29 protein-coding genes and 1 pseudogene are annotated in these 26,145 nt (G+C 49.0%); 4 read left to right on the forward strand and 26 right to left on the reverse strand.

Translation table 11 applies throughout. The features are described from left to right. Positions 1 to 16: 16 nt before the first annotated feature. The 17 genes and pseudogenes from L6H65_RS11305 to L6H65_RS11385 form a co-directional block, all read right to left on the reverse strand. Positions 17 to 502 carry a hypothetical protein gene (locus tag L6H65_RS11305; RefSeq protein WP_236342016.1) on the reverse strand — a complete coding sequence of 162 codons (486 nt, stop codon included), beginning with the start codon at positions 500 to 502 and terminating at the stop codon, positions 17 to 19. Positions 503 to 525: 23 nt separating this feature from the next. After that, positions 526 to 951, reverse strand: coding sequence for a hypothetical protein (locus L6H65_RS11310; protein ID WP_236342024.1), 426 nt, complete (start codon positions 949 to 951; stop codon positions 526 to 528). Beyond that, positions 948 to 1,094, reverse strand: coding sequence for a hypothetical protein (locus L6H65_RS11315; RefSeq protein ID WP_236342026.1), 147 nt, complete (start codon positions 1,092 to 1,094; stop codon positions 948 to 950). The genes L6H65_RS11310 and L6H65_RS11315 overlap by 4 nt, the downstream gene beginning before the upstream one ends. A gap of 62 nt (positions 1,095 to 1,156) precedes the next feature. Continuing rightward, the gene (locus L6H65_RS11320; RefSeq protein WP_236342034.1) at positions 1,157 to 1,306 is read right to left on the reverse strand and encodes a hypothetical protein; all 150 of its coding nucleotides are present in this window, start codon (positions 1,304 to 1,306) and stop codon (positions 1,157 to 1,159) included. A gap of 32 nt (positions 1,307 to 1,338) precedes the next feature. Then, positions 1,339 to 2,238: a hypothetical protein gene (locus tag L6H65_RS11325; RefSeq protein ID WP_236342036.1), complete on the reverse strand. Its 900-nt coding sequence runs from the start codon at positions 2,236 to 2,238 to the stop codon at positions 1,339 to 1,341. Between the two features lie 51 nt (positions 2,239 to 2,289). Continuing rightward, positions 2,290 to 3,222, reverse strand: coding sequence for a type II secretion system F family protein (locus L6H65_RS11330; protein WP_236342046.1), 933 nt, complete (start codon positions 3,220 to 3,222; stop codon positions 2,290 to 2,292). Beyond that, on the reverse strand, positions 3,219 to 4,667 hold the full coding sequence (locus L6H65_RS11335; protein WP_236342048.1) for an ATPase, T2SS/T4P/T4SS family: 1,449 nt from the start codon (positions 4,665 to 4,667) through the stop codon (positions 3,219 to 3,221). Before L6H65_RS11335 ends, L6H65_RS11330 begins: the two co-directional genes overlap by 4 nt. After that, complete coding sequence (locus tag L6H65_RS11340; protein WP_236342050.1) at positions 4,664 to 5,506, reverse strand: CpaE/TadZ family protein; 843 nt, start codon at positions 5,504 to 5,506, stop codon at positions 4,664 to 4,666. Before L6H65_RS11340 ends, L6H65_RS11335 begins: the two co-directional genes overlap by 4 nt. Next, complete coding sequence (locus L6H65_RS11345; protein ID WP_236342060.1) at positions 5,503 to 6,219, reverse strand: SAF domain-containing protein; 717 nt, start codon at positions 6,217 to 6,219, stop codon at positions 5,503 to 5,505. The genes L6H65_RS11340 and L6H65_RS11345 overlap by 4 nt, the downstream gene beginning before the upstream one ends. Before the next feature lie 179 nt (positions 6,220 to 6,398). After that, positions 6,399 to 6,968: a TetR family transcriptional regulator gene (locus L6H65_RS11350; RefSeq protein ID WP_236342061.1), complete on the reverse strand. Its 570-nt coding sequence runs from the start codon at positions 6,966 to 6,968 to the stop codon at positions 6,399 to 6,401. A gap of 23 nt (positions 6,969 to 6,991) precedes the next feature. Next, on the reverse strand, positions 6,992 to 8,173 hold the full coding sequence (locus L6H65_RS11355; RefSeq protein ID WP_236342062.1) for a YhgE/Pip domain-containing protein: 1,182 nt from the start codon (positions 8,171 to 8,173) through the stop codon (positions 6,992 to 6,994). Positions 8,174 to 8,400: 227 nt separating this feature from the next. Next, positions 8,401 to 9,948, reverse strand: a complete 1,548-nt coding sequence (locus L6H65_RS11360; protein ID WP_236342553.1) for an MDR family MFS transporter — start codon at positions 9,946 to 9,948, stop codon at positions 8,401 to 8,403. A 149-nt stretch (positions 9,949 to 10,097) separates the two neighbouring features. Further along, positions 10,098 to 10,448: a type II toxin-antitoxin system PemK/MazF family toxin gene (locus tag L6H65_RS11365; RefSeq protein ID WP_219873669.1), complete on the reverse strand. Its 351-nt coding sequence runs from the start codon at positions 10,446 to 10,448 to the stop codon at positions 10,098 to 10,100. A gap of 3 nt (positions 10,449 to 10,451) precedes the next feature. Continuing rightward, positions 10,452 to 10,733 (reverse strand): CopG family ribbon-helix-helix protein, encoded by a 282-nt coding sequence (locus L6H65_RS11370; protein ID WP_290370383.1) that lies wholly within the window; start codon positions 10,731 to 10,733, stop codon positions 10,452 to 10,454. Positions 10,734 to 10,955: 222 nt separating this feature from the next. Continuing rightward, a complete protein-coding gene (alr, locus tag L6H65_RS11375) occupies positions 10,956 to 12,134 on the reverse strand; it encodes an alanine racemase (protein ID WP_236342063.1) in 1,179 nt (392 codons plus the stop codon). 118 nt (positions 12,135 to 12,252) lie between these two features. Beyond that, entirely contained in the window at positions 12,253 to 13,428 is a 1,176-nt protein-coding gene (locus L6H65_RS11380) for an outer membrane lipoprotein-sorting protein (RefSeq protein WP_236342065.1), read from the reverse strand. An 821-nt stretch (positions 13,429 to 14,249) separates the two neighbouring features. Next, positions 14,250 to 15,430 (reverse strand): annotated as a pseudogene (locus tag L6H65_RS11385) (IS256 family transposase). A 463-nt stretch (positions 15,431 to 15,893) separates the two neighbouring features. Here L6H65_RS11385 and L6H65_RS11390 point away from each other — a divergent pair. The 3 genes from L6H65_RS11390 to L6H65_RS11400 are packed head-to-tail and all read left to right on the forward strand — an operon-like array spanning position 15,894 to position 17,897. Beyond that, positions 15,894 to 16,205 carry a hypothetical protein gene (locus L6H65_RS11390; protein WP_236342067.1) on the forward strand — a complete coding sequence of 104 codons (312 nt, stop codon included), beginning with the start codon at positions 15,894 to 15,896 and terminating at the stop codon, positions 16,203 to 16,205. After that, the gene (locus tag L6H65_RS11395; protein WP_236342069.1) at positions 16,195 to 16,689 is read left to right on the forward strand and encodes a cation:proton antiporter regulatory subunit; all 495 of its coding nucleotides are present in this window, start codon (positions 16,195 to 16,197) and stop codon (positions 16,687 to 16,689) included. The genes L6H65_RS11390 and L6H65_RS11395 overlap by 11 nt, the downstream gene beginning before the upstream one ends. Positions 16,690 to 16,694: 5 nt before the next feature. Next, positions 16,695 to 17,897 carry a cation:proton antiporter gene (locus tag L6H65_RS11400; RefSeq protein ID WP_236342072.1) on the forward strand — a complete coding sequence of 401 codons (1,203 nt, stop codon included), beginning with the start codon at positions 16,695 to 16,697 and terminating at the stop codon, positions 17,895 to 17,897. Between the two features lie 144 nt (positions 17,898 to 18,041). On the opposite strand, the gene L6H65_RS11405 is transcribed toward L6H65_RS11400, so the two are convergent. The 3 genes from L6H65_RS11405 to L6H65_RS11415 form a co-directional block, all read right to left on the reverse strand. Then, positions 18,042 to 19,535 carry an MDR family MFS transporter gene (locus tag L6H65_RS11405; RefSeq protein WP_236342081.1) on the reverse strand — a complete coding sequence of 498 codons (1,494 nt, stop codon included), beginning with the start codon at positions 19,533 to 19,535 and terminating at the stop codon, positions 18,042 to 18,044. Between the two features lie 260 nt (positions 19,536 to 19,795). Then, positions 19,796 to 20,728, reverse strand: coding sequence for an SPFH domain-containing protein (locus L6H65_RS11410; protein WP_236342083.1), 933 nt, complete (start codon positions 20,726 to 20,728; stop codon positions 19,796 to 19,798). Then, on the reverse strand, positions 20,729 to 21,163 hold the full coding sequence (locus L6H65_RS11415; RefSeq protein ID WP_236342091.1) for an NfeD family protein: 435 nt from the start codon (positions 21,161 to 21,163) through the stop codon (positions 20,729 to 20,731). It lies immediately after the preceding gene. A gap of 193 nt (positions 21,164 to 21,356) precedes the next feature. On the opposite strand from L6H65_RS11415, the gene L6H65_RS11420 reads away from it, so the two are divergent. Further along, on the forward strand, positions 21,357 to 21,869 hold the full coding sequence (locus L6H65_RS11420; RefSeq protein WP_236342093.1) for a cation:proton antiporter regulatory subunit: 513 nt from the start codon (positions 21,357 to 21,359) through the stop codon (positions 21,867 to 21,869). 31 nt (positions 21,870 to 21,900) lie between these two features. Here L6H65_RS11420 and L6H65_RS11425 read toward each other — a convergent pair whose 3' ends face one another. The 6 genes from L6H65_RS11425 to L6H65_RS11445 form a co-directional block, all read right to left on the reverse strand. Further along, on the reverse strand, positions 21,901 to 23,127 hold the full coding sequence (locus tag L6H65_RS11425) for an MFS transporter (RefSeq protein WP_236342095.1): 1,227 nt from the start codon (positions 23,125 to 23,127) through the stop codon (positions 21,901 to 21,903). Positions 23,128 to 23,142: 15 nt separating this feature from the next. Then, entirely contained in the window at positions 23,143 to 23,595 is a 453-nt protein-coding gene (locus tag L6H65_RS11430) for a MarR family winged helix-turn-helix transcriptional regulator (protein ID WP_236342097.1), read from the reverse strand. A 647-nt stretch (positions 23,596 to 24,242) separates the two neighbouring features. Next, positions 24,243 to 24,698, reverse strand: a complete 456-nt coding sequence (locus L6H65_RS11435) for a hypothetical protein (RefSeq protein ID WP_307728329.1) — start codon at positions 24,696 to 24,698, stop codon at positions 24,243 to 24,245. Continuing rightward, positions 24,677 to 24,916 carry a hypothetical protein gene (locus L6H65_RS26695; protein WP_307728330.1) on the reverse strand — a complete coding sequence of 80 codons (240 nt, stop codon included), beginning with the start codon at positions 24,914 to 24,916 and terminating at the stop codon, positions 24,677 to 24,679. Before L6H65_RS26695 ends, L6H65_RS11435 begins: the two co-directional genes overlap by 22 nt. A gap of 165 nt (positions 24,917 to 25,081) precedes the next feature. Further along, positions 25,082 to 25,828 (reverse strand): type I methionyl aminopeptidase, encoded by a 747-nt coding sequence (map, locus tag L6H65_RS11440; RefSeq protein WP_236342106.1) that lies wholly within the window; start codon positions 25,826 to 25,828, stop codon positions 25,082 to 25,084. A 16-nt stretch (positions 25,829 to 25,844) separates the two neighbouring features. Further along, a complete protein-coding gene (locus tag L6H65_RS11445) occupies positions 25,845 to 26,024 on the reverse strand; it encodes a hypothetical protein (protein WP_236342108.1) in 180 nt (59 codons plus the stop codon). Positions 26,025 to 26,145 lie beyond the last annotated feature (121 nt).

The raw sequence follows: 26,145 nt of genomic DNA on the forward strand, positions 1-26,145 counted from the left end.
AAGAGCAGCCTGCCCGTCAACTTGCAACGAGCTCAGCTGCTCCTTTAATCTGCCAAACAATTGGCTTAATAACTGAAAATATACGAGGATAGATGACATTGACGATCATAACAACTCCCGGCCGTTCAAGCGTCACCTCATAATTATGAGCTGCATTCCTGTATTGGTAAGGAAAGGACCTGTCATCATTAATGACCTCGAATACAAGCACCTCAACTCTTTCGCGCAGAAAGGCATCCGGCAGCGGTTCTCCTGAAGCATCCAATTGAAGATTGGCCTGCAAATACTCACCCGCCGCGAGGGCTGCTGCCCTTTCATCAATATGCAGCCTTCCATCTGCGAGAGCTCGCACATCGACCTGCTGAGCAGCAGCATGTGCAGCCCGATTAACCGCATGCTTGCCCTGGAACAGCGCTCCCATCGCTATTTCCTCATCCACTTGCAGAGCATGAATATACATCCATACGACTATCATAAGCATGATCAGAACCAGCTTATACATCGATCAAACACCGCCCCACAGCATTACGGAACATATTCACTCATCTTCATCCCTGTCGCCCGCAGCCGCGCTGTCGATGCGGGTGAGGCCAGACCGATAAGCCGATCAATTTCGAATAATCCTTCCACAGGATAACTGATTGTCAGCGACAATCCTACGCCCCGCGGCAGCGGATTGCCGGCATTCGTACCATCCATCCCGTTGGTTGCCGCCACTGTAAATTGAAGGTCTGTCGGCTTCATCCCATAATCGGCGAGCCTTAAACGGGATTGCTGCATCATAGCCTCGTTGATATAGCCATAGTCGCCGTTCGCGCCGACCTCAAGCAAATAATCAACCTCCTTCTGTATAACAGCCTGCCGGACAATAAGGATATGCTTATAGATCGGCGAAAACATGAACCAACAGAGCATAGCAGCGAACAAAATGAATACAAGCAAGCCTTTCACGGGCTGATCCTCTGGATCGATTGACTCATTTGGCTGCCGGAACGCTCAATCTGCGCCTTCGTTCCTTCATCGCCCTCTGTCACATGACTATAAATAACGACGACAACGATAATAAATAAGACCGACATCAATATTGCCCGCATCGCAACCCTCACCCTCCCAACGATTTGTACCTTTCTGAGATATCCAAGTTTTTCAGCGCTGATTAGGGGTTAATAAGACCTATCTTCGTATTCACAGCGTTGCCTTGCGTTTCGATTTGGGCCTGTGTTCCAGTAGTATCCTTGGAAACGATCCCATTGAACAAAATGACCACAACGACAAGCATCATAACTGTAATTAAAATATTTCGCATGTCCACACCTCCATTCCGTAGTATTGGCGGCATTATGAATTCAATGAGCTAAACAGCTTCTGCCCCTCTCTTACCCAAGGGTAGATAAAAATTTGAAACGTATATAGAATAGGAATTCCCGCAATGACAAACAGCAGATAGGAGGTTGATTCTTTACGGCTTTCCTTGGCAAGCTCCAGCTTCTCCTTATAATCCTGAATGCGTTCCCGAAGCAGCTGATAATACTGCTCGCTTTCATGCAGCCGCAGCGAATCAATGGTCTCCACAAAGCTGAGCCCGTCCTCTGTGCCCAGCCTGAGCTTGAACCTGCGCAGGGCCCCTTCCGCATCGTGATACCATTCGCCAAGCAAAATTTGCAGATCCGCCCGCATCGCGCGAGTGAAGGGCAAGCTTCGCATCAGCTTCGTATGAATATGCAGAGAAGAGCCAGCCAAATATAGCAATTGATTGCTGACAATATAGATCTCCTTGGTCATTCTCTCCGATCTTGTCCGGCGAATGATTCCGAGCCAAGAACGGTCCCACAACAGCAGCAGGAAGGCTGCCGCAAGCGCCAGCGGCGCAATGATCGGGGGAACAATCCCGTTCGGCATCTGGGTCATGCCATATGCAGCCGCAATAGATAAGGGGAGCAAATAAAAGAACAGACGTCTTGCCACCACGTACATCGCAGCATCTCCTGTATATCCGCAGCCTGCCAGCAGCCTCTCCCGATCCTTAAAATAAGGGGCGAGACGATTGATTCTCATCCACTGCAGGAAACGGTCCGATACCTGCTTGTTGTTCAATCGCAGTGCAGCCAGATGAGCCCACCTTGGCCTTCGCTCCACCAGTAATCGCAGCATTGCCGCAGCAAAAACAAAACCGACCACATACTGCCCGGCAAGCGCCCCCCACATGACGATACGAGCTATTGTATCGTTGATGGCCATCCACTCCTCTCCTTGCAAGTTTGACTTCGTCTGCAAAGCAATCATTTCATCTCACATCTTCCTGCGGGACAGCCATAATCCCATCAAGAATGAAGCGAATATAAGCACGAGCCCGTTAAGCAGCATATTTCGCCCCTGGGGATCAACAACATAATACAAATAGGAATTGTCCGGATTGTATCTCATATTGATGCCGATAAATAATGCCAGAAACAACAGGGGAGAAAAGTTCGCCAAGCGAATTTCCAGCATCTTATTCCGCTCCTGCTGATTGCTACGCCGCGCTTTGCGCATATCAGTAATGAGCTCCTTCAAATTGTCAGCAATAGGATGCCCCTCCGATAGCCCCGCCCGGACAATATTGACAAAATAGTCGGCCCAAACATGGCCCAGCGAAGCGGAAAATATGCGCAGACTAGCCTCGTCGTCACTGCGAACGGAGATGTTGCGATACAACTGCTCAAAAACCGCTTGCATCGGCCCCAGCAGCCGTTTCTCTTCAACCGTTCGCTGCAGCGCGATTCGAATCTGCCGGCCTCCACTCACTAGAGAGCATTGATAGAACAACTCGACCGCCGGCAAGAAATCGATGCGAGTCCCCATCTGTCGGTGTATAAGCAGCATGCGCAGCAGCACGTATGGAGAAGCTGACAGCACACCGCCCAGCAATAGAACTCCTTTGATACTTTGGAATAAATAAGCCCCGCTTAATGTGCCGGCAACGAGCAAGAAGAGTGTTATTAAGACAACAGATCCCGGACGCAGCGATAACTGCACAGCCTCCAACAGCTCCGCCAGATGGCGATACGTTCGTTCGTAGCGCATCAAATGCCGGGCAAATCTTTCATTCAGCCGATTCTGCTGATGATAGCCCAGCCTTCCTGCTTGCTGCTGTCGAATGAACCCGTGTAGGAATAGCTGTCTGCATACAATAAACAAGGAAATGAACAATCCGGCAGTGAGTCCAGCAATCGCAAGCTTCAACAATCGACCCCCTCCGTAAAAGTGCTGCCCATGCTAGCATTCTCTCGCACGATCTCCGCACTTACATCCTTCCACATATCCGTTCGCACTACTCCTGCCCCATCCATCCTTGCTTCCGCTCTTACTGACGGAGCATTCGGGTACGTCCATTCCCCGCTCTCCTCATCAAATACAGCCCAATCGAGCACTGCGATATCGCCGTTCTGCCAGCTTATCTCTGCAAGCCGGACGATACGGCGATACCCGCCCGCCATTCGCATTTCGATTCCAATCTGCGTAACATATTCCGCCACCCGCTTCGTCAAGCGTCCAGAATCCATTCCACGGCCATCCAGCATACACATGTCCGTAATTGCCTCGGGGACATCCTCCAGCGCGTTGGCATGAACCGTTGTCATGCTGCCTGAATGCCCTCTCGTACATGCGCGAACATATATATTCGCGTCATCATCACGAATCTCCGCATGGATGATGCGCTGCGGCGACTGTCTGAGCGCCAGCTTGAAAGCCTGTGTTGACCCATGCAGAGCATCCTCCTCATCCGCTTCGTATTCCACGACATTTTTGCTTGGAAAATCTCGGCGCAGCATCATTTCATGACGCCCTTCAATCGTTATAATCCGTTCCTCATCCGGTATTTCACCGATTAATGCTTTAAGCAGATGAGTCTTGCCCGAATTGGTCGGCCCGATTACAACCACATTGAAACGTGATTGAAGCACTGCCAGCAGCATCTCTCGTATTCGCTCACTCATCGTCTTGTACTGGGAGCCGCATAACGACTGAAGCTGGAAGCGGCGCACCGTGTAGAAGCGAAGCGTAAGCGTCGGCTGTGCGGTAAAACCAAATCCGGTCATCGTTACCCGCGTTCCGTCACGCAGCATGACCTCCGCCCATCGCTTGCGCGGATTAATCCGATCATTATTGTAGAGAACCAGATTCTGCTGGATCCGTTCTATTTCCCGCTCGCTTTCGAAGGCGTACAGAGAAGGTGTGCTGCAGCCGTTCCTCACTTCAAATATGCGAGTGCCGACAACTTGAATCTCCTCAAGTCCCTCCCTGCTATGCAAGACGAGCTCCAACACATTAAGACCGATAACTTCAGCGAATATTGCTTCGGACAAGGAGGAGTACGGATGTGCATATCCCGGAAGCTCATGGATACGCTGTCGCAGCAAGCGATCAGAGATGACCGCCAGTATATGCGCTCGTTCTTCCGCGTAACCGAGCACTGCACGATTCAATTGTTCATTGTAGTGACGCCGTTCCTCTTCCGTCAGGCCGCGAGGCATAGCCAAATAGGTTCGAACATCCTCAGCCAGTCTCTGAAAATCGCGGTGCGCGCCTCCTTCACGCGCATCATCATCAGATAAATCCACCGCTTCTTCTGCTCTTACCTGAGAGGAATAGGCTGCAGCCGAGAATCTCCGATCCCCGCCGATCACGATCCCACCTCCCCACGATGAGCAAGCAGCTTCTTATACCACGGCTGTGCGGTTAGAACCGGTTTGCGCTTCAAGCCATATTGCCGCATAAGCACCTTTGCCGGCTCCTTCATCAGTCCCTTTCCCTGATCATTCTCGGTTAGCCATTCGTCGAGTGTGCCGCTGTCAAGCTGGGAAAGCATCGGTTCACTCAGACTCATTTCGCCTATAAATGGTATGCCAAGCTCTCTGCAAATATCTTTCACTTGAAATCCTCCGTTTCTCCATTGGGAATGTACAAGAACTGCTTCATATTCATCGCTTGGAATTCCGAACAAGGGTGAGAGATGCTTGATCCAGCGCTTCCCATCCTCCTGAAAATGGGATAGAGCAGATGTCGTGACTACGAGCCGCGAGCTGCTTCGCCGCAAAGCGCAAAGCGTAGCCGCATTGTCCCAATAAGCGCCGACATCAGCAATAACCAGATCAAAGCTGCTCATTGCGGCATCCAATAAATGATCAAGCTCCCCAGGTGTAAAAAACTCCGCCTGATCCCGCATGACATTGCCGAAGAGGATATGCAGATTCGGAGCTCCACGCGCATGATGCATGGATCTGAACAGCTTCTCTCCATCCAGCGCTGCCGTCTGAAGCTCTGGCCTCAATGCATCCAAAGTCGCCTCCGGTTGATCAACGCCTACATATCGGTGCACTTTGGCGCTTTTTAAATTCAGGCATAAATATCCGACCGAAGCATCCGTATGCTCAACAATTCGACAGGCTGTCGCCAAGGCGGCAATCGTTGTCCCGATATTAGGAGTTGTGCCGATGAATGTAAGAAGCGGCGCATTCGAACTCACGGCATCTCCTCCGTCTCTATATCCAGTGATAGTGGAGAGAATGCGATAACCAGCTTGCTCTGTCCAGCCTTGCATAAGGTATCAAGCTCCAGCCATTGCTCCTCTGACAAATTCAAGTTGATATAATCAATCATTCCATTCGCGTCTCGTCTGGAGGCATACATCTTCTCCTTATCTCCGCTTGCCAGCGACATGAGGTTCGGATTGTCTGTATCATCAATCTCGATGTTGGCGGAACTCTTCACAGAAGCGACCGTTACCGGCTCTGCAAACAATCGGGACGATTCCACACCCTCGCCTGACAGATATAGAATGACCTTGTCTCCTGCCCGGATACCATTGGAGACAGACAGCACATAATCACGAGGTATCTGGAAAGTAGATTGAGCGCGGCTTGGAAGCAGCCGGTGCTTATCTACCTTCCACCGCAGCAGCGGCTCGCTTGAGCCAAGCGGTACAACGGCTTCCATGCCAATCACCTCATCCATATTCTGCAGCATCTCGGAATTGTAGGAAGCCTGCGAAATCTCTCGAATCTCAAGCATTTCAGCTGTTATTCGTTCACCTGCCGGAACAAAGCTGTCCGCTGCAACTACAGCTACCTTGTCCTGAAATTGAACCTGCCGCAATTGCAGCATGTAAACCCCATACACAAGCAATCCGGACATCAAAGCTGCCAATAAGCTTATTGTCAAATTCCGTTTTCTGTTCATCGCCTCTCCTCTCCGCAGCCATTTACGGCAACAAAAAAAGAACGCAGCCGGGCTACTAGCCCAAGCATGCGTTCTTCGCATTGCCGTTCATATTTATCTGCTCTTTAATAATGTCACCATAATAACAGAGAAATTTATGACTGTCTATACAAATAATAAAAAATATGTCGACATCCCACCTATTTTGTAAGTGAATATCCAAGTCCAGCCAAAATAAATGATATCATATCATCAATATATATCTCGATGTCCACCGGCTCATCATCAAGCAGGGGAGAGAAATATTCCGTCTGCTTATGAAATAATATGCCGCCCAGTACAGTAAGGAACGTATTATTCAATGATCTGAAGTGAAACAGACCCGCTTCACGCCCCTGTCGCAGCAGCATCTTCAGCATTCCCCATACAGGAAAAGCGTACTTGCGGATGATCTCCATCCGGGGAGATTGCAGCGATATTTCTTGCTGAAGGATTCGGATTAATTCCGGCTCTTTTGTACGAAAGTATGTCACTTCACGTATAATGAGCTGGATTCCAGCTACTGGATTGTAATCCTCCTCTATAAATTGTTTAATGTCCCTATTCGGAAAAAAGGTCTCGAACAACGCCTGGAATATGTTCTCCTTACCCCCAAAATGGTACGACACAAGCGCAACATTAGCGCCCGCCTCCTCACAGATCTGCCGGACACTCGTACCGTCAAAGCCCTGCTTCGCGAATAGCGACTTGGCTGCTTGCAGCAGCCTCATCTTAACGTCAAGCTCCTCTGCTGTCATGTGCGTAAATTCGCATTCGCAGTGGTTGAGGCTGGGACAGGCTGCTGCGACGCTCGGCCTTTGCGCAAACCAGTTACAGCCAAGCTGATCGCGAATGCAACCAACATGATCATGATCAGACCTATAGAATCAGACCAGACATTCGGACCGCCGAACAATAAGTTCATATTGCCTTCAACAGCGTAAGTAGCTGGCAAATAGTTGCCGATCGTGATATAGAAGTCCGAGAGAAGCTCACGCGGCAGCATCGCGCCTGAGGATACGAGCTGCAGTGAGAGCATGATGATATTGAATACCATGCCTGCCATTCCGAACAAGATCAGGAACAGCTGCGAAACAAACATAAAGGTGAGAACAAACAGCGATTGGAAGCCCCACATCGCAAGAAAGCCTTGTTCCGCTTGCCCTCCGAGCGACAGTACAAGCGCGGAGCCGATTAGCGATACTACAACAGCCGATATGACATTAATGATGCTGCGAGCGGCAAAACGTTTCATGCGGCCAAATTGAGCGGCAACTGCCATCGAGGATTGCTCCAGGTTCATTCCCATGATCATCGCCCCGACATAGGAAGCTAGCACCATCATCATCGGCACCATCTGATTGTTCATACCATCGACTTTATTCGTATATTGCAAATGGGATACAACACGCTCGGATAATGCTTCTGCTGATCCTGCAGCCTGCTCCTCCGGCATCTTCGCCTGCGTAAGAACGGAATGAACGCCTTGTCCAACCGCTTCCTTGTTCAGCGTTGACGTGACCTGTGCGGCAATCGTGCTCATCATGCTCCGTATAAGCGCAGGATTGGATTCATTGATCGTGTATTGAATAGCCGCTGTTCGGTCAGCTGTCATAATCGATTGCCCGAACTCAGCAGGGATTGTAATAACCATCTGCAGCTCGCGATTGTCTAGCTTTTCCTGTGCTTCCTCCTCGCTTGCAAACTGCTCTGTCTGCACAGGCAACGATTGGCTAAGCTTGTCGGCAATCGCCGGGCCAATCTGCCCATCCTGTACAACGAGGCCTACTCGAAGCCCCTTCATCCGATCAACATCGGTAACACCATCATAACCCGTCATCCATATGACTGAGAAAATAAGCTGAAACAATATCGCTGTCATAATACCAACGATCGTAGTTGGCTTCTTCATAAACGCTGCTATAACTTTGCCCATTATACTTGACTCTCCTTTGGTTAAACAGATGTTTTAAACAACTGTTTTAAATGTCAGTTTAGAATATATATCAGCTCCCTCTTTCTGTCAACCGAAAAAGAGCATTCTTGACAAGAACATTCTGCTTTTGCAGCAAACTTGCCGCCTCCGGCGCAAACAGCACGGGGGACCGCCTCCAAGTAGTCGCCTACTTATGAGACCGTCCCCCGCGATATTTCAGACCGGCATCAATGCTCGCTGCTTAGTTGTACGGGATGGCTGCCGCTGTCTTTTGCACCTTTAGATGGAATTTCCAAACGCGCCTTGCCCATGAATAGAACGACAATAAGTGCCAAGCCGCCAGGAACGAGAGCCCACATAAACATAGTCGAGATGGAAGAGGAGAGATTGGCAACAATTGTGTCCAGCACACCCTCCGGCATTTCGGCTCTTTTCTCTGGGGAAAGCAATTCCCGAATATTCCCGAGCGAGCCTTGTTCCGCCCCCGCTGCCCCGGGGAGGCTATCCGTCATCTTGCTGGAGAGCAAATTTCGTTGCAAAATTCCGAATACTGTAAGTCCCACTGTCATGCCAAGAGAGCGAACAAAAGCCAATGTCGAGTTGGCTGATCCTCTTTGGCGCATATCGAAATGATGGATACCCGCCATTCCCAGCACGGAGAATGAGAAGCCTACACCAAGACCTACGACAACCATATAGAAGCTTAGCAGCCATTTGGAGGTATCGGGGTCAATCGTGCCGAGCAGAATGATTCCCATAAGGAAAATGACTGCTGATAGAATCATCACATTGCGGTACGAGGTTTTACTCGCCAATACGCCGCCAAGCTGTGCGGAAACGACAGAGCTCAGCGTCATTGGCAGCAGAATTAACCCCGAATTCGTTGCGGAACCGCCCGTAACACCCTGCACATAGATTGGAATGTACATCGCAAATGTAATAAAGGCTGCACCGTAGAACAATGCTGCTAATGTGCTTGATGCGAACAGACGGAACTTGAACATAGAATAAGAGATAATAGGCTCTGCCGCCTTAGTCTCGACGAACAGGAAGATGCCCATTAATACAGCAGCAATCGCGAATAGCCCCAGAATGATCGATGAATCCCATGCAAATTCCTGACCGCCCAATTCCAATGCGAACATTAAGCAGATAATAGACCCGACTAATGTGGTCGCACCCCACCAATCTATCTTTTGTCTGGAATGCTCCATCGATTCCTTGTAGAAGAAATATATGAAGGATAGCGATATCAGTCCGATAGGCAGATTAATATAGAAAATCCAGCGCCAATCTACATAGTCGGTAATATAAGCACCCAGCAGAGGGCCAAACAGACTCGATGTGCCGAACACAGCGCCGAACAATCCGCCCATGCCGCCTCTTTTCTCCGGTGGTATGACATCATACATGACTGTAAAAGCAATCGGTATTAGTGCTCCGCCGCCAATTCCCTGAATTGCGCGGTATATGCTCAATTCAACAATACTCCCCGCTGTTCCGCATAATATCGATCCTATTAGAAACAGGAATATGCCGAGCATGAAAAAACGCTTCCGTCCATACATATCCGACAGCTTGCCAAAAATCGGCATCGCCGCCATTTCCGTTACCAAATACGCGGAGGTTACCCATACAAACATCTCCATGCCGCCGAGGTCCGATACAATCGTCCCCATTGCCGTCGCTACGATCGTATTATCAATCGCGGCCACGAATATGCCGAGCAGCAGCCCTGCAATTACAAAACCAAGCCTGCTCTTCTGCTGTGCCATCATTTTCGTTCCTCCTCATTATCCATACCATGTTCCTCGCTTATAGACCCATTGTAGCGGACTTACCCTGACAACCGCTGTCAGGGTAAACAAAGTCAAAAAAGAGCACAAAAAAACAGGGACTTCCCCCTGTTAATCGCTGTTCGTATTTAGAAATCAATTAATCCGACGCTGATTTGCAGCGCCTCATCCACTTTGCGCATCGTTTCATCGTCTAGATGAGTGATTTTGTCCGTCAGACGCTGCTTATCAATGGTTCGTATCTGCTCAAGCAGCAGGACGGAATCACGATCGAAGCCATGCAGATCCGCATCGATCTCAACATGTGTCGGAAGCTTCGCTTTCTGAATCTGTGCAGTGATAGCAGCTACAATGACCGTCGGACTAAACCGGTTGCCGATATCATTCTGAATGACAAGTACTGGACGAACGCCACCCTGCTCTGAACCGACTACAGGAGACAAGTCCGCAAAAAACACATCGCCGCGTTTTACGATCAAGCTTTACACCCCGCTTACGAGTCGGCCGAGCGTGCCGTCAGCTTCTTCCTCCGCTTGAAAAGCTTCCGATGCGATAACCAGGTTGATCTTCGCCATTTCCAAATAACCACGCTGCATCGACTCGCGAATTTGGCGTTTCTTGCGCTCGATCAAATACAACCTCATCGCCTGACGAATGAATTCGCTCCGGTTCGAGTTTTCCTTGGCAACTATTCCATCGACTTCCTCCAGCAAATGATCCGGCAAGCTGATCATAATCCTTTTGGTGTTTTGCACATTGGTCACCGAACTCGCACCCCCAAAACATTTCCAGAAAAAAGCGCACTAACAGTATGTCTTTGTTTTGCCCGAATTATACACCCTCATATCTATGCTGCCCGTATAGCAAATATGCAATACTCGCATGTAGCTCCAGTGTATACGATATAACTGACTTCTACAGTATTCGTGATGAACCGCCGAAATCCTCTTCCCATTCCAATAAAAAATCAGTGGTAATGGATTCCATTAGCAAAGCGGGTTCGTTACCGCAACAACTTCTCCACCCCGTACATAGACCCGGGGTACACGCGCCGCCAGCATGCAGGTGATTTCATAATTGATCGTGCCCAGCTTATCAGCTACATCATCGGCCGTAATTCTTTCATCGCCTTGGACGCCAATCAGTACGACCTCTTCACCCGCTTCGACGGGATGACCGTCCCGATCCGCAGCAGCATCCAGTGCGATCATGCATTGATCCATGCAGATTGTTCCCAGCACCGGCACCTTTACTCCGCGAACAAGCGCCTCCGCCTTGCCTGTCAGCATTCTGCTGAACCCATCGGCATACCCGATTGGTATCGTCCCGATTCGCTCTTCCCCGCTGGTAAAATATTTCGTGCCGTAGCTGATTCCCCAGCCTTGGGGGGCCTGCTTTACCATCACGACCCGCGACTTGAGTGTCAGCACCGGCTCCAAGGGGACGCGCTGCCGGTTCACCTCAGCAGATGGCATTAATCCATACATGCTGATGCCGAGCCGCAGCATTCCGCCCGCCCATTCCGGCGTATCAATTCCTGCCGCGCTGTTCGCCATATGAATGATCGGAATATCCATTCCTCTCTCCTTCACATGACGTACAGTTGAAGCAAAACGCTCATACTGCTGCTTCGTGTACGACTTATCTGTCTCATCGGCGCGAGCATAGTGCGTGAACAGACCTTCGACGTAAAGGTTAGGCTCCTGCATTGCCCGTTCGATAAAGGCTAATGCCGCCTCTCCTGGAAACAGGCCGAGACGGCCCATTCCGGTATCGATTTTGACATGAACGTGCAGCCGCTTGCCGCTTGGCGGCAGTGCGGCTGCAGCTTCCAATATATCTTCTCTGAAGAGAGCAATTGCGATATTCAATTCCCTTGCAATGGAAAGCCCTTCAGGCGGTACATAACCCAGTACCAGTATCGGTATCGTCGCACCAGCCTTGCGCAGCTGGATCGCTTCATCGAGGAAAGCGACACCCAGGAAATCAACGCCGCAGGCTTCTGCCTCCATGGCCGTCTCAACAGCTCCATGTCCATAAGCATTAGCTTTCACCGAAGCCATTAGGCGCGTTCCCTGCGGCATTGCGGAGCGAAACGCCTGTAGATTGCGTCTAAGCGCATCCAATGAAATTTCTGCTACTGTTGGGCGATAGTATACGTCCACATTCAACACCTTCTCCTCTAAACCCATAGCCCTTATGTTAACCGTTACGGCTTCTAGCTGTCAATGAATCTGAGGAAGACAATGCCCTTTCTGGCACTGGAAAATGTTGCGGTGATGGCTACTTGCTCATCTCGCCCTGAACCGATTGCGCGACCTTCAGCATCTCCGATTCTGGAAGCGTTCCGCTCGTCAAGCGGTACTCCATTCCTTCATTCGTCCACGTTAACGTCTTCTGCTCCTCGCCGCTGATCTGGCCTAGCGTAAAACCCAGATCAACCATCGTTCCCGGGAGCATGGAAGCCGCTATATCACCCGGCTGCGTCTGAATCAGCGTATAATCGTAGGCGCCGGTATAGCGGATCATAACCCCGGCATTCTCGCCGAATTTGATATCCTGCATATCCTTGAACACAACGCCATCCGGCAAATAGGAAGGCTCCATAGCGATGAACGGCTGGCCCGCTTGCGCGGCTCCCTGTTCTTCTGCAGGTGTCATCGATTCTTGCGCATCTACGCTATCATCGGGCTGTGAACCGATCTCGTCATCCCCTTCCTCCGCATTGGAATCGTCCGCGCCCGGAATCGTCGCAGACTCATTATTTGCCCCGCTGTCCTCCTCATTGGCTGGATCCGCGAGAGTCGGCTGAGCGCCAGAGCTGTTGTCCCCCATATTACGCTGTGTATCAAATACACTCTTGTCGAGCTTGGAGTCAAATTCAAAGCTGTCGAATTTCACCTCCACCATAACTGTAGCATTCGTGTCGCTCACCTCCACCTGACGCGGCGCATAATCGGATTTGTTCAGCCAGATTTTCTGCCGGGCAAGCGAGCCGTTCTGATAATTGGCCATCACATCAAACACATACGAATCCTTATCGGTCACGAATTGGCGCGAGCTATCCAGCAGGATGCTCTGGATAAGCGTCTGGTACAGATATACTTGACCTTGATTGGCCGGCCAGTCGCTCTGGAACCGGAACACCTTGTTGAGGCGCGGTGTCAGCACGAAGACGCCTTCGTCGTTGCGCAATACGATCTGTGTAATATCCTTCTTCGCATTCGTTAATGCAATACGGTAGTATTGCGGCTTCTGATACGATACCTCGACCTGGTACTCAATCGGCTGTTGTCCTGTATGGAGTATCATGGTTCCCTTGCCATGATAGCTCTCCATATTCGTAACTACTTTGTCCAGCTCCTTGACGACCGACTCCGCATCCTTGGTCCCGCATCCGGCCAGCAAGGCCATGACGCACAGGATGATCACCGAAGCCATACTGATTCGACGAAACATGAGATCCACCCCTCATCACAATGTTATAAACGTAGCGGCCCACTGCGTCAGGGCGGCCTGACCGTTTAGGCTTGACTCTGCTAACATGTCTATGAGGGGACTTGGACATTTATGCGGACTGGCAATGGCTTGGTTCATTTTTTATATAAAGCTGGAGAGCTACATGCAGCGTCCTTCATGGGAATTTATACGTTTAATGGTCTGGCTAGAGGTAAATGAAAAGGACCCGCGTGATCCATTGTATATGAATAATCACATACATTTGGCTTCCAAGAAGCTAAATTCGCGATTGTATATGATAAATCATATACAATTCGCAATATAGGAAGCTCGAAACCCATTATGTTCGATAAATCATATACAATTCGCAATATAGCAAGCTCGAAATCCATTATGTTCGAAAAATCATACACAATTCGCAATATGGCAAGCTCGAAACCCATTGTGTACGATAATTCATATACAATTCGTAATATAGCAAGCTCGAAACCCATTATGTTCGATAAATCATATACAATTCGCAATATAGCAGCTCGAAACCCATTATGTTCGATAAATCATATACAATTCGCAATATAGCAAGCTCGAAACCCATTGTGTACGATAATTCATATACAATTCGCAATATAGCAAGCTCGAAACCCATTGTGTACGATAATTCATATACAATTCGCAATATAGCAAGCTCGAAAGGTAGCGTCAAGAAGTTTGTGTAAGGCGGTAGGGATATCCATCGGGACGATGGAATAAGAAGATGTTCGAATGTTCTGACGATGTTGCCGATGGGGGATAAAGCCCCCACTATTTCCGGTAATTACTGGTTACTCAACGGGCTGCGGGTAGCGTTCGTCGAACATTTCGGCAAGCTTTTTCTTGACTTCCGTTACTCCGAAACCTGGTGTGACGCGTTCTGCATACACATCGTTATACTCGATACACTGCAAGTAGACGACTTTCTCGGCCGCATCCATGTTCGTTAAACTGTTCATAGGCTTGAGCCGCTTACGAAACTCCTTGTTCATACGCTCGATGGCATTCGAAGTATAGATGGCCTTCTTAATCGCTGCTGGGTATTTGTAGAATGTCAGCAAAGTCGACAACTGGCTCTCCCAAGACTTCATCTCCTTCGGGTAGAGCTTGCCCCATTTGGACTTCACCGTGTCGAAGGCGGCAAGCGCCATGTCGTGGTCGACCGCGTTGTAGATCGTCTTCAGATCGTTGATGACGTCGGTCTTGTGCTCGACCCGAATCTTTGGGAAGGTCGCACGGACCTTGTGCACGATGCAATGCTGGACATCTGCCTTTGGGTAGGTCTCTCGGAAAGCCTCGTCCAAGCCCGGCAAGCCGTCAAATACGCCCAGCAGCACTTCCTGAACCCCGCGGCTATAGAGGTCTTTCAACACCTCGCGCCAGCCGTTCGAGCTTTCCTGGCCGCCGATGTAGAAGCCGAGGATCTGACGATGTCCATCCTCGTCGATACCCATGGCGAAGTAGATGACCTCGCCGCTTACCGTGCTGCGCTTGAGCTTGACGTACAGTCCGTCTAAGTAGATCACGGAAAATCGCTTGGAGAGTGGGCGCTCCTGCCACACTTTGATGTCTTCGAGTACAGTAGCGGTAATGTTGCTGACCGTGGTCGGGGAATAGTGGCTGCCGAACATGCTCTCGATGAAGCGTGCGACGTCACGAGTGCCCATACCGCTTTTGTACATTTGGATAACAGCCTCCTCTAGCAGCCGTCACGGCGCTGGTACGGTTCGAAGACATGCGTCTGAAAATGGCCCTGTCGATCCCGTGGGACCGACAGTTCCTCAATGTTACCGTATTTCGTGTGCAGTGTACGCTTGTAGTAGCCGTTGCGGTTGTTATGCCGGTCGCACTCGTCTGACTCCATGAAGGCAGCGATTTCGGCACGCATGATGCTTTCGAGGTTGTCCTGCACGAACTGCGTAACAAGATTTTCAAATAGATTAGTGAGTGCATTTTCGGGTATATTAGTCATCGGTAGGGTCCTTTCTCTGGTGGCTTCGACACCCCTGAGGATACCCTACTTTTTTGTTGCCCGACTAGGCTACAAATCTTGGTACACAGACAATTTTACGCCATCGCTCGAAACCCATTGTATGCGATAAATCATATACAATTCGCAATATAGCAAGCTCGAAACCCATTATGTTCGAAAAATCATACAGAATGAACATGTGCAAGCCTGTTCATAATCGCTCATGATTGGAGGTCCGGCGGGCGTTGCCTGTACATCACGCTTGTGTGTATACACTTAATTTGATGTGGTCAAGATACTAGGACAAAAGCTAAATAATAGCTGGACATATTTATTTTGTTTGGTAAGCTTGATGTAAGGCCTCTATTATGCAGAGGCCTTATATTATTTTAGGAGGAGAAAAGCATGAGAAAAGACTGTAGTTGCAGAATCAGCAATGTGCGCATGGGGGGAGAGGTTTACTATGAACCATAGTAACGATTTGACCCGTGCAAGGGAACAACTAGTCGAACAGCTTGTCCTGCCAGGTGATGAGAAGAATCGTTTTCTCGACGCCTATTTTGCTGTGCCTGGAAAAGAACGTACGGAAAAAGCGAGTGAATTCCTTGCGTTGTACACGCAAACGCTGCAGAAGCTTTTGTCCGCTACGTTTGCACATCTTGGTGAGCTGATCTCCGTCGATATGCCATTGGGTGCGTTGCGTGTTCTCATCGCTGCAATCACGTTTACAACTGATAATCCCTCCCGGAAAGGCGGAGTTGCAAATGGAGCTTAGAGAAACTGAACTGCCAGGTATTGGCCGTAAATATAGTCTATGCACCCGCAGCGGAGAGAAGCTGGTTATCGTCGTTCATAACGATGAACGACGGGATATTTTTCATATGGACCCTGATGAGCCGGACGAGCTGCTGTCGATAGTTACGCTTGACGATGAAGAAGCAAGAGTCGTAGCCGCCATCATTGCAGGCATCACTTATAAGCCTAAGTTTCTGGAAAATCAGGAAATCGCCTTGGATAGCTTGATTATTGAGTGGATTCGGCTGGAACCGATGTCGAGTTGTATAGGCAAGCAGATCGGGGAGCTGGATATTCGGAGAACGACTGGTACGACCATCCTTGCTGTAGTCAAGAAGGACAAGACCAATCAGATTAATCCCGGAGCTGACTACGTGTTCACGGCAGGGACTACATTAGTTGTAGCTGGTGAACGAAAACAACTGAACCAACTGAAAAACCTATTGCTGAACGGAATGTTGTAGCTTATATGGAGATGCTTATATTTGAAGTCGGGATGGCACTGGCGCTCATTACGCTGACAGGCTTGCTTTCAGCCAAGCTTCGTTTCTCGGTTATTCCTTTTTACATTCTTATTGGAATGGCTGTTGGACCGCATGCGCCGCATTTTTGGATTATCGATTTGCGGTTTATTGAGAGCTCTTCCTTTATCGAATTTATGGGACGTTTAGGCATTTTGTTTTTGCTGTTTTATTTAGGTTTGGAGTTTTCTGTTGCGCGGCTGTTGAAATCGGGCAAAGCTATAATAGTCGGAGGCTCCTTCTATGTGGCATTAAACTTTCTGTCCGGCCTGCTGCTTGGGTGGATGGCCGAATTGCCCATCAAAGAAACGTTAGTCGTTTGCGGCATAATGACCAGTTCCTCAACTGCAATAGTGGCAAAAGTGCTGGTCGATTTGAAGAGAACCGCGAACCCTGAAACAGAAATTATTATGGGCATGATCATGTTTGATGATTTGTTCATTGCGGTACACATTTCGATTTTGACGGGGCTGATTCTGAGCGGAGCGACTTCCTTCTGGGGTGTTGTGCTGATCTCGTTGACTGCTCTTGCGTTTATCGTGGTGTTTCTATTTGTCGGCAGGAAAATTATTAAGTATATCGATCTTGCACTTAACATTAAATCATCAGAGCTATTTCTATTAATGATTATGACGTTGCTTTTCCTTGTCGCAGGTTTCTCGGAAACGCTGCATGTTGCAGAGGCGATCGGAGCGCTAATGATCGGACTTGTGCTTGGCGAGTCCAGACATGTAAAGCGGATTGAGCAGCATGTCTTGCCCTTTCGGGATTTTTTCGGCGCGTTGTTTTTCTTCAGCTTCGGTCTGACGATCGAGCCGGCATCCCTGGGCGGTGCGATCGGAATGACGCTGATTGCGGTTGTATTGACGATTATCGGCAATATTGGCGCTGGAATGATTGCGGGACGCATTTCGGGCATTACGCCAAAAGCCTCTCTTAATGTAGGCTTCACGCTCGTTTCAAGGGGCGAGTTCTCCATCATTATGGCAAACATCGGTAAAGCGGGCGGCTTAATGGCATCGATTCAATCATTTGCTGTGCTGTACGTCCTCATTCTTGCTGTGCTTGGACCGTTGCTGACGAAGGAGTCCAAATGGATCTATTACAGCTTCGAGCGACTGAGGAAAAGACTTAGTAGATCTAAGGAGTAGACGTCCGCTAGCGGTATGAGGGCGGTATCGGTAAAAGAACTGCAAGGAGGCCGCCCCCAATCGTCAACAACGATTTCGGGACGGCCTCCTCTGGTCAGCGTCATATATTCAATTGCATATATTCCTTAACAATCCCTCTTCCCGTTAATGAATAGACGCCCGCGCGCCTTCCATTCCTGGTTCCGTTGCCGGCGGAACCGCTCGTTTAAGCAGGAACGAAGCGATCCATGCGGCCGCAACCAATCCAAACGCGAATAGAAACGCGCTTTTCATTCCGGCGATCATAGCGAGAATCTTCAGGACAGCTCCTTCGCCCTGGCTGGACTCACTCTCCAGAAACCTATCCGATCCATTTGTCATAATCGCAACAAGCAGCGCCGTCCCGACAGCGCCAGACACCTGCTGAAGCGTGCTGATAATGGCCGTGCCATGCGCATACAGCGGAGGCGGAAGCTCGTTAAGCGCATTGGTCATAACCGGCATCATGAGCATCGATATGCCCAGCATCAGCAGTGTATTCAGAATCATGATCATGCTGTATGAGGTTGCCATCGTAATATGCGCAAATTGCCATAGCGTGTTGGCCATAAGCGCCAAACCGATCACAGCCAGCCATTTGGCTCCAAACTTATCAAATAATCGTCCAGTAATAGGAGACATAATACCCATCACAATCCCGCCAGGCAGCATGACCAGACCTGCTTCAAGCGGTGTGTAGGCAAGCGCATTTTGCAGAAAAATCGGCAGCAGCATCATGGCCGAGAACATGGACATCATGACAACCATCATAATAAGCGTCGATAATCTGAATACGCGGAATTTGAACGTTCTCAGATCGAGCAGCGGCTCGGGTATCGATAATTGCCTCCACGTGAACAGCGCCAAGGATACGACGCCTATTGCCATCGGAATCAGAACTGCGCCGCTGGACCAGCCCCCATGCCCCTCCCCCGCACTGCTGAAGCCGTACACGATTCCACCGAACCCGCAGGTCGAGAGGAGAAGGGAGAGCAGATCGATTCTCGGATTCGTCGTTTCCGTCACATTCTTGAGCTTCACTGCTGCAAAAGCGATAACGAGCAGAGCGATCGGCAGCACGCTGAGAAAGAGAACCCGCCAGCTGAAATGCTCGACTATGATGCCGGACAGCGTAGGTCCGATAGCGGGTGCGAATGTGATGACGATGCCAATCGTCCCCATAGCCGAACCCCTCTTCTCTATCGGGACCATAGCAAACACGACATTCATTAATAGAGGAAACATCAGCCCCGTTCCTCCCGCTTGCAGCACTCTTCCGATAAGAAGCGCGGTGAAGCCTGGAGCAATAGCCGCTATAAAGGTTCCTATCGTAAACAGCCCCATAGCCGTCAAGAACAGGCCTCTCGTCGTAAACTTCTGAATTAAGTAGGCGGTGATCGGTATCAGTACGCCAATGACCAGCAAATATCCGGTTGTGAGCCATTGAGCCGTGCCAGGAGAAACACCAACATCCTCCATAATTTTGGAAAGGGCGACGTTAAGGAGCGTTTCATTCAGAATAGCGACGAACACACCTAGAATCATCACCATGATGACTAAAAAGTTACTTCTGCTGCCAAAGGTCCCGCCATTAGGCTGGGTTTGTTGAACCGGTTTCACATTCTTGCTCCTCTCTTGTTCGCTGCCAAAAGACATCATGACATCCCATAGCACAACTTTCAATGCTGTTTATTGTAACATAATTCATATAAAAATCATTTCTTATCGATTGCTATCTTTTCACCATACCAAATAAATATCGTCGTATGCACAGCCTGCATTGAACGAATGCCGCTGAAACAAAAAAACCAAGCGCTGCTCCGCTTGGTTTCCGCATTACACTCTTTATCAGGATCAGGATCAGGATCAGGATCAGGATGTCAATCCGATTTGCTGCTTTTCAGCATTTCGCCAATGGCTCCAATGCTTCCGAGTGTTTCCACTGCTCTTGTGGGAATAAATACTTTATTCGCTGCGCCGTTGGCGATATCTGTCAATGCTTCGAGCGAGCGGTACGTAAGCACATGCTCATCCAGACCTGCTGAGCGGATGAGCGCGATGCGATTCTTCTCAGCTTCGGCAATCGACTCAATCGCTTTGGCTTCGCCCAATGCTTCCAGCTCCTGCGCTTGACGCTGACCCTCCGCTTGGCGAATTCGCGCTTCCTTGTCACCCTCGGCTTTCAAAATTTTGCTCTGCTTATCCCCTTCTGCGCGAAGAATCATATCCTGCTTGGCCGCTTCCGCATCCAACACCATGGCGCGCTTGCTTCGCTCCGCTTTCATCTGCTTATCCATCGCTTCTTGAATATCTAATGGAGGCTTGATGTCGATAACCTCAACGCGTTCAATCCGAACGCCCCATTTCTCCGTCGCTTCATCCAGCGCAATACGGATATCCGTCGATATTTTCTCCCGTCCGGACAATGTTTCGTCCAGCTCCATTTTGCCAATAATTTGGCGCATCGTTGCTGTACTGATGTTGCGTACGCCGTATACATAATCGGAAATTCCATACGTCGCCTGCTCCGGTCCCGTAACTTGATAGAATATGATCGTATCGATCTGCACCTGAACATTATCCTTCGTAATGACCGTCTGAGGCGGTACATTCGCCTGCTGGATTCGGAGATCATGATTCGTGCGTACATTGTCTATGATCGGTATGAGAATATTAACGCCTGGCTTCAGCAGTCGATGGAATTTACCCAGCCGCTCCACCACGCCCACCCGCTGCTGCGGTACGATTTTAATCGTTAATGCAGCAAAAAAGACGACAACCGCCAATATAATAAAAACGATGATCAATTCCATTTAAGAATTCCCTCCCCATTTCTCAACTTGCAGAACAGAGCTTCCTCTGCTAATGACGACGATAGTCTCGCCTTTCTTCACAGGATCATTCGATACAGCGCTCCAGGTTTCATTGCCCACCTTCACAATACCGGGAGCTTCCGCTGTCGCATCCTCCAGCATGACGCCATGCTTTCCGACTAAAGCATCGACAGCGTCCTGAAACCCGCGGGATTTCTGAAAGGATCGTGTAATACGCTTCGTAAAAATTGTCAGAACGATCACCACTGCGCTTCCAATCAGCACCTGAGCAATCAGCGAGCCAGGCAGCAGCACATCAATTACAGCAGCTACAATTGCACCGATACATAACCATAACAAATAGAAGGTCAATGTCATCATCTCAAGAAAAAGCAATATTCCTGCAACAATAAGCCATATTGCCCACAACGCCATCTTGTCACCACCTTTCTATAATTAATATATTCTATGAATAGCAATATATCCCTCTCTCAACTATCGAAATAAGTCGATTTATGTTTCAATATGTCGCGATCCGTCCTTATCTTCAGCTAGACATATCCTCCAGGTTTGGTAAGATGGACATGTCATTGTGCTTGCGACATCATACAGGTGAGGAGCATTAGCTATGAATATTAGAGAATCGGAGCTGCCTGGCATCGGCAAAAAGTATGATCTGCGCACTCGCAGCGGCGACAACCTCGTTATAGTGGTTCACAATGATGAGCGCCGCGAGCTGTTTCATCTCAATCCGAACAATCCCGATGAGATGCTGTCCATGATAACGCTTGACGATGATGAGGCCAGATCCGCCGCTTCTATTATTGCAGGTATGACATACAAGCCCAAATATTCGGATATTCAAGAGATTCAACTTGATAATTTGCTGATCGAATGGGTTCGCGTCGAACCGCAATCCCAGTGCATCGGCAAACAAATCGGAGAACTAGATATTCGCGGCGTTACTGGGGCAACGATACTTGCGGCTGTGGGCGGAAGAGACAAGGACAAACACATTAATCCCGGTCCTGAATTTGTGCTCGCTACGGGTTTAACGCTGGTTGTGGCAGGAGAACGCAATCAGTTGAAAAAATTGAGGCAGCTGCTTGGGAACGCAAACTCCCGCACTCTTTCTGAATGAAAGAATGCGGGAGTCATTTCTCCCTTGCGCCTTATACCGCCATGTCTGTATTTCTTCTTTGTTTCATAGAGGAAACAATGCGGTACAGAACATAAATCACTAAGAAACCAACCATGAATTGCGCCGCATAACGGTACATCGTTGCATAACCTGCTGCTGATGAAATCACGCCTAGAATCAATGCCCCTCCCGCTACGCCGAAATCCGTAGAGTTGTAGAACAGGCTGTTGACCGTGCCATGCTTCTCTTGCGGAACAACACGAAGCATCCATGCTTGCAAGGTTGGCTGGATCGCCCCGAAGCCAAGACCATACAGCAGCGCGGATACGATAAGCAAAGGAAGCGAGGTCGCATAAGAAAGTACGATCAGGCTCACAATGACACTGATCGCTGCCGGGATAAGAACAGCGCCATGCCCTTTGGCATCGAACACTTTGCCGGAGATCGGGCGAATTATAATAATCGTGACCGCATTAAACAGGAAGAATAGTCCAATCTGCTCCAGCTTCACTGACTCGCCGTAAAGAGCAATAAAGCCCAGCAGTCCGCTATAGGTAACGGATAGCATCACATTCAACAGGGCAGGCAGCAACAGCTTCGTATTCAAAGCTTGCTTGACAGGAGCTGCCGCTGCTTTGACTGGCCGCAGCTGATCAATGCTTGCTCGCTTATTCGGATCAGGGGGAATAGAGCGCGACAAAAATATAATTGGAAAAACAAGGAACACAGCACAAACACTGATTAATGCAAGCGTATTGAAGCCCCATTGCTTCATCACATTGAGGCTGATCATCGGTCCAACCGACATCGCAAGACTGGAAGAAAGCCCAAAATATCCGATGCCTTCCCCCATGCGAGCGCGAGGGATAATTTGGGATACAAGTGTCGGTATGATCGTACTTGCCATCCCGAAGCCCATGCCATAGCATATCCGCATAACAAGCAGAGACTCTACGGAATGAGCCAGCGTGTGAAGACCTGTTATAACGATCATTCCCGCTAGTCCAATATAAAGAAGCATGTTCCGATTCATCCTGCGCATCCATGCCGCAGTCAAGAATCGCGTGATCATTGCAGAAATTGCAAACACACTGATGACGAGACTGACACTCATATCCCCGCCGGACAAATCATTTTTCACATAGGAGGGAAATGCGGACAGTAGCATTTGTAAATTCAGAAACATCAAAAACGAGCATAAGGTCAAAGAAACAAAGGATGTCGTCCATAATCTGGTTGATTGGTCTTGTTGCTGCATGGCTGCTGCTCTCTCCTATTCTTTTTCTGTTCGTTCACTTACATAGCTGCTAATCCGTAATAGAAGCTCCAGAAGCGTATCATATTCCTCTTCCGTCATACACTGCTTCATCTCATCTATAATTCCATGCTCGACAGGTGTTGTTTCTTGGATCAACGACCGCCCTTTCTCCGTTATAAAAACAAGAAATGATCGGCGGTCTTTTTCGCCTGCCCTCTTGTAAACCAACCCCTTCCCTTCCAATTGGTCGAGAATTCGTGTTGTCGTCGGCTTATCCTTGCTGGTACGCTCCGCAAGCTCCTTCTGAATCAGCCCCTCGGCTCTGTCGATCTGATATAGAATCGACCATTGCTCGGGTGTAATCTCATATTCCTTCAACCGATGCTGGAGCAGGTTCGATAATTTGCGATAAGTGACTCCCATTACGAAGCCAACCGATCGTTCCAATCCATTACTATTTGCTAGCATGCTCATCTTCCTTTTTAACAAAAGTTTTAATAGTGATGCTTATTCGTATGTTGGAGATAACACAAATTAATTGTTACAACAACTATATGCTAAGCAATTATATAAGTCAACGAAATAACATTCCCAAAGTACAGCCCTTCTCAACCGCCCGTTACTGCAAAAATACACCAAAATTAAAGAATAAGGCGAATTTCAAGCCCCACTACCGCAAAAATACACCAAACGATCCAAAAAAACGCCGTTTACTTTGCTGCCGCCGATATTAGATGTACTTTTGCAGCTCCTTCGGCGAAATCTGATCATTTCTGATATAAGAAATGTATTTTTGCGTGTTGTTATCTTTATACAACGAACAAGAACCGTTACGATGGCAGTAAGATCTTCCGATCACTTTTGTTCCCGGATTTCCTGATGCTCAGGGATAGGTTTAATCCGGGGACAAAAGCGAACGCCGACGTTTCCACTGTTTCCTTCTTCCTGTTCCACTTCCCTTGTCCGTTTCTTAAAACCTTTTAATAAATAAATAAATAAATAAATAAGTAAGTTGTTGGTGGTCGCTGCCGATAGTCGGTAGTGGTTAGCTGTAGTTATGACTTATGGAGCTACATTTGACCCACTTATTTCATGAAGGCAACGCACGTGCTGCTCTACCAGCCAAAATCGTCCAAATTCCGCTGTTCGAGTCTGTATTGCATCGTTTTAATTCCTTTTGCACTTGCAATCGGCTGAAACCAGCCTTTAGAGCAAAGCGACTTTAAGTACCGAACAGCAGTCCTGCTATTCAGATCCAGATTCACCTCTACATCCTTCGGACGTATGGGACGCGCTAATTGACAAGCTAGAAGGATGATTTCTTTGTCCGCGCGATCCAATGGACTTGATGCTTGTACCGTCCCATAACGACTCAGCAGAATTCGCAACAATGTTATGCACAGCTCGGGACGACTAGCCACATCATCATACGCAAAGGAGACAACCCTGAACCCCAGGCCCTGAAGAAATGTCTCCCGATTCAGCTCTTCGCAATAGCGATTGCGGTCCATGTCCCGTACGTGTGCACTGTAGCCTTTGATCTCTACTATCATTTTCCAATGACCAGGCAACCAGGCGAAGTCTGCAAAATAGGATCTTCCCCTCCCCAATCTGTTACCTCATACTCCGGGTGCAAATGCTCCAGTTGACCAAACAGCGGCCACCAAACATTGCGCAAAAATAACAGCTCACCATGCTGATGCCCGCGCTCCAATCGCCCTCTTCGTTCTCCCGACCGCCGCCTGCAATGAAAATCCAGCCACATCTTGTGATTTTCATGAAAATCCATTCCATACATCCTCCCTATTTAAAATAAAAAACAAAAAACGCCCCTCGTTCATCAGCAAGATGAATAGGGACGTTCTTCGTCACATTACAGCTATTCTAGCCCATTATGATCAATCTGACTATAACAATCGATTACAAACACAATCAAAGCGCCATCAAAACTCGATCACAGCTTGGTCAAAATCTTAGGCCCATTCTCGGTTATCGCAACTGTATGCTCGTATTGCACACAAATGGAGCGGTCCTTGGTTCGGGCGGTCCACCCATCGCTCTCCAGATGGGAGCGCCAATCACCAAGCGTCAGCATTGGCTCAATCGCCAGCACCAGACCCTTTTCTATCGTGATCCCGCTTCCTCTAGGCCCGTAGTGGGGGACAGGCGGCTCCTCCCAGAGATCCTTGCCAATTCCATGTCCGGTAAATTCTCTGACGACGCCATAATTGTAGCCCTCGGCGTACGCTTGTATAGAAGAACCGATATCGCCAATTCGATTGCCAATCTTCGCATTCTCAATTCCCAGCATCAAGCTGTGATGGCATACTTCCATCAGTCCGGTAATTTCATCCGACACCTTGCCTACGGCATAGGTCCACGCAGAATCGCCGTGATATCCTTGATAGTAGGCTCCCGTGTCCAGTGTAACAACATCGCCTTCCTGCAACGGCGCCTCATCAGGGAAACCATGGCAGATAACCTCGTTCCTCGCTACGCAGATCGAACCTGGGAAGCCATGATGGCCTTTAAAGCTCGGCACAGCTCCACGGGAACGAATATGCGCCTCCACCATTTTATCAAGAGCGAGCGTCGTCACTCCAGGTCTGATCCTCTCGGCGAGTAAAGCATGACATTCTGCCACAATGCGCCCGGCTTCTCTCATCAGGGCGATCTCACTATCTGATTTTAGAATAACCATATATTCTCCTTAGCGGCTAATGGATTCGTGCTTCTTCTGAAGATAATTCGAACGATTCCTGCATTTGACGCTGCAAAATTTCGTCACTTGCGCTCGTTGATAGATTAAGCACCGTCAGCTTGAGACGCAGCGTTTGATAATGCTGGAAAGCGACATTCATCCACTCCACCATATCGGCATTGAGATGGCTTTGCAATTGAACAGACTCCGCTAACCCGAACAATTTATATCATGCGTGAAGCTGGAAGTCAATTCCTCCACCATCGCCCATTGCGCTTTCCGTGCATACAACCTCCCCATTAGGGGGAAAGTATCCA

Origin of the sequence: Paenibacillus plantiphilus, from assembly GCF_927798095.1 — a bacterium.
In the GTDB taxonomy this organism is placed as follows: Bacteria; Bacillota; Bacilli; order Paenibacillales; family Paenibacillaceae; genus Paenibacillus_Z; species Paenibacillus_Z plantiphilus.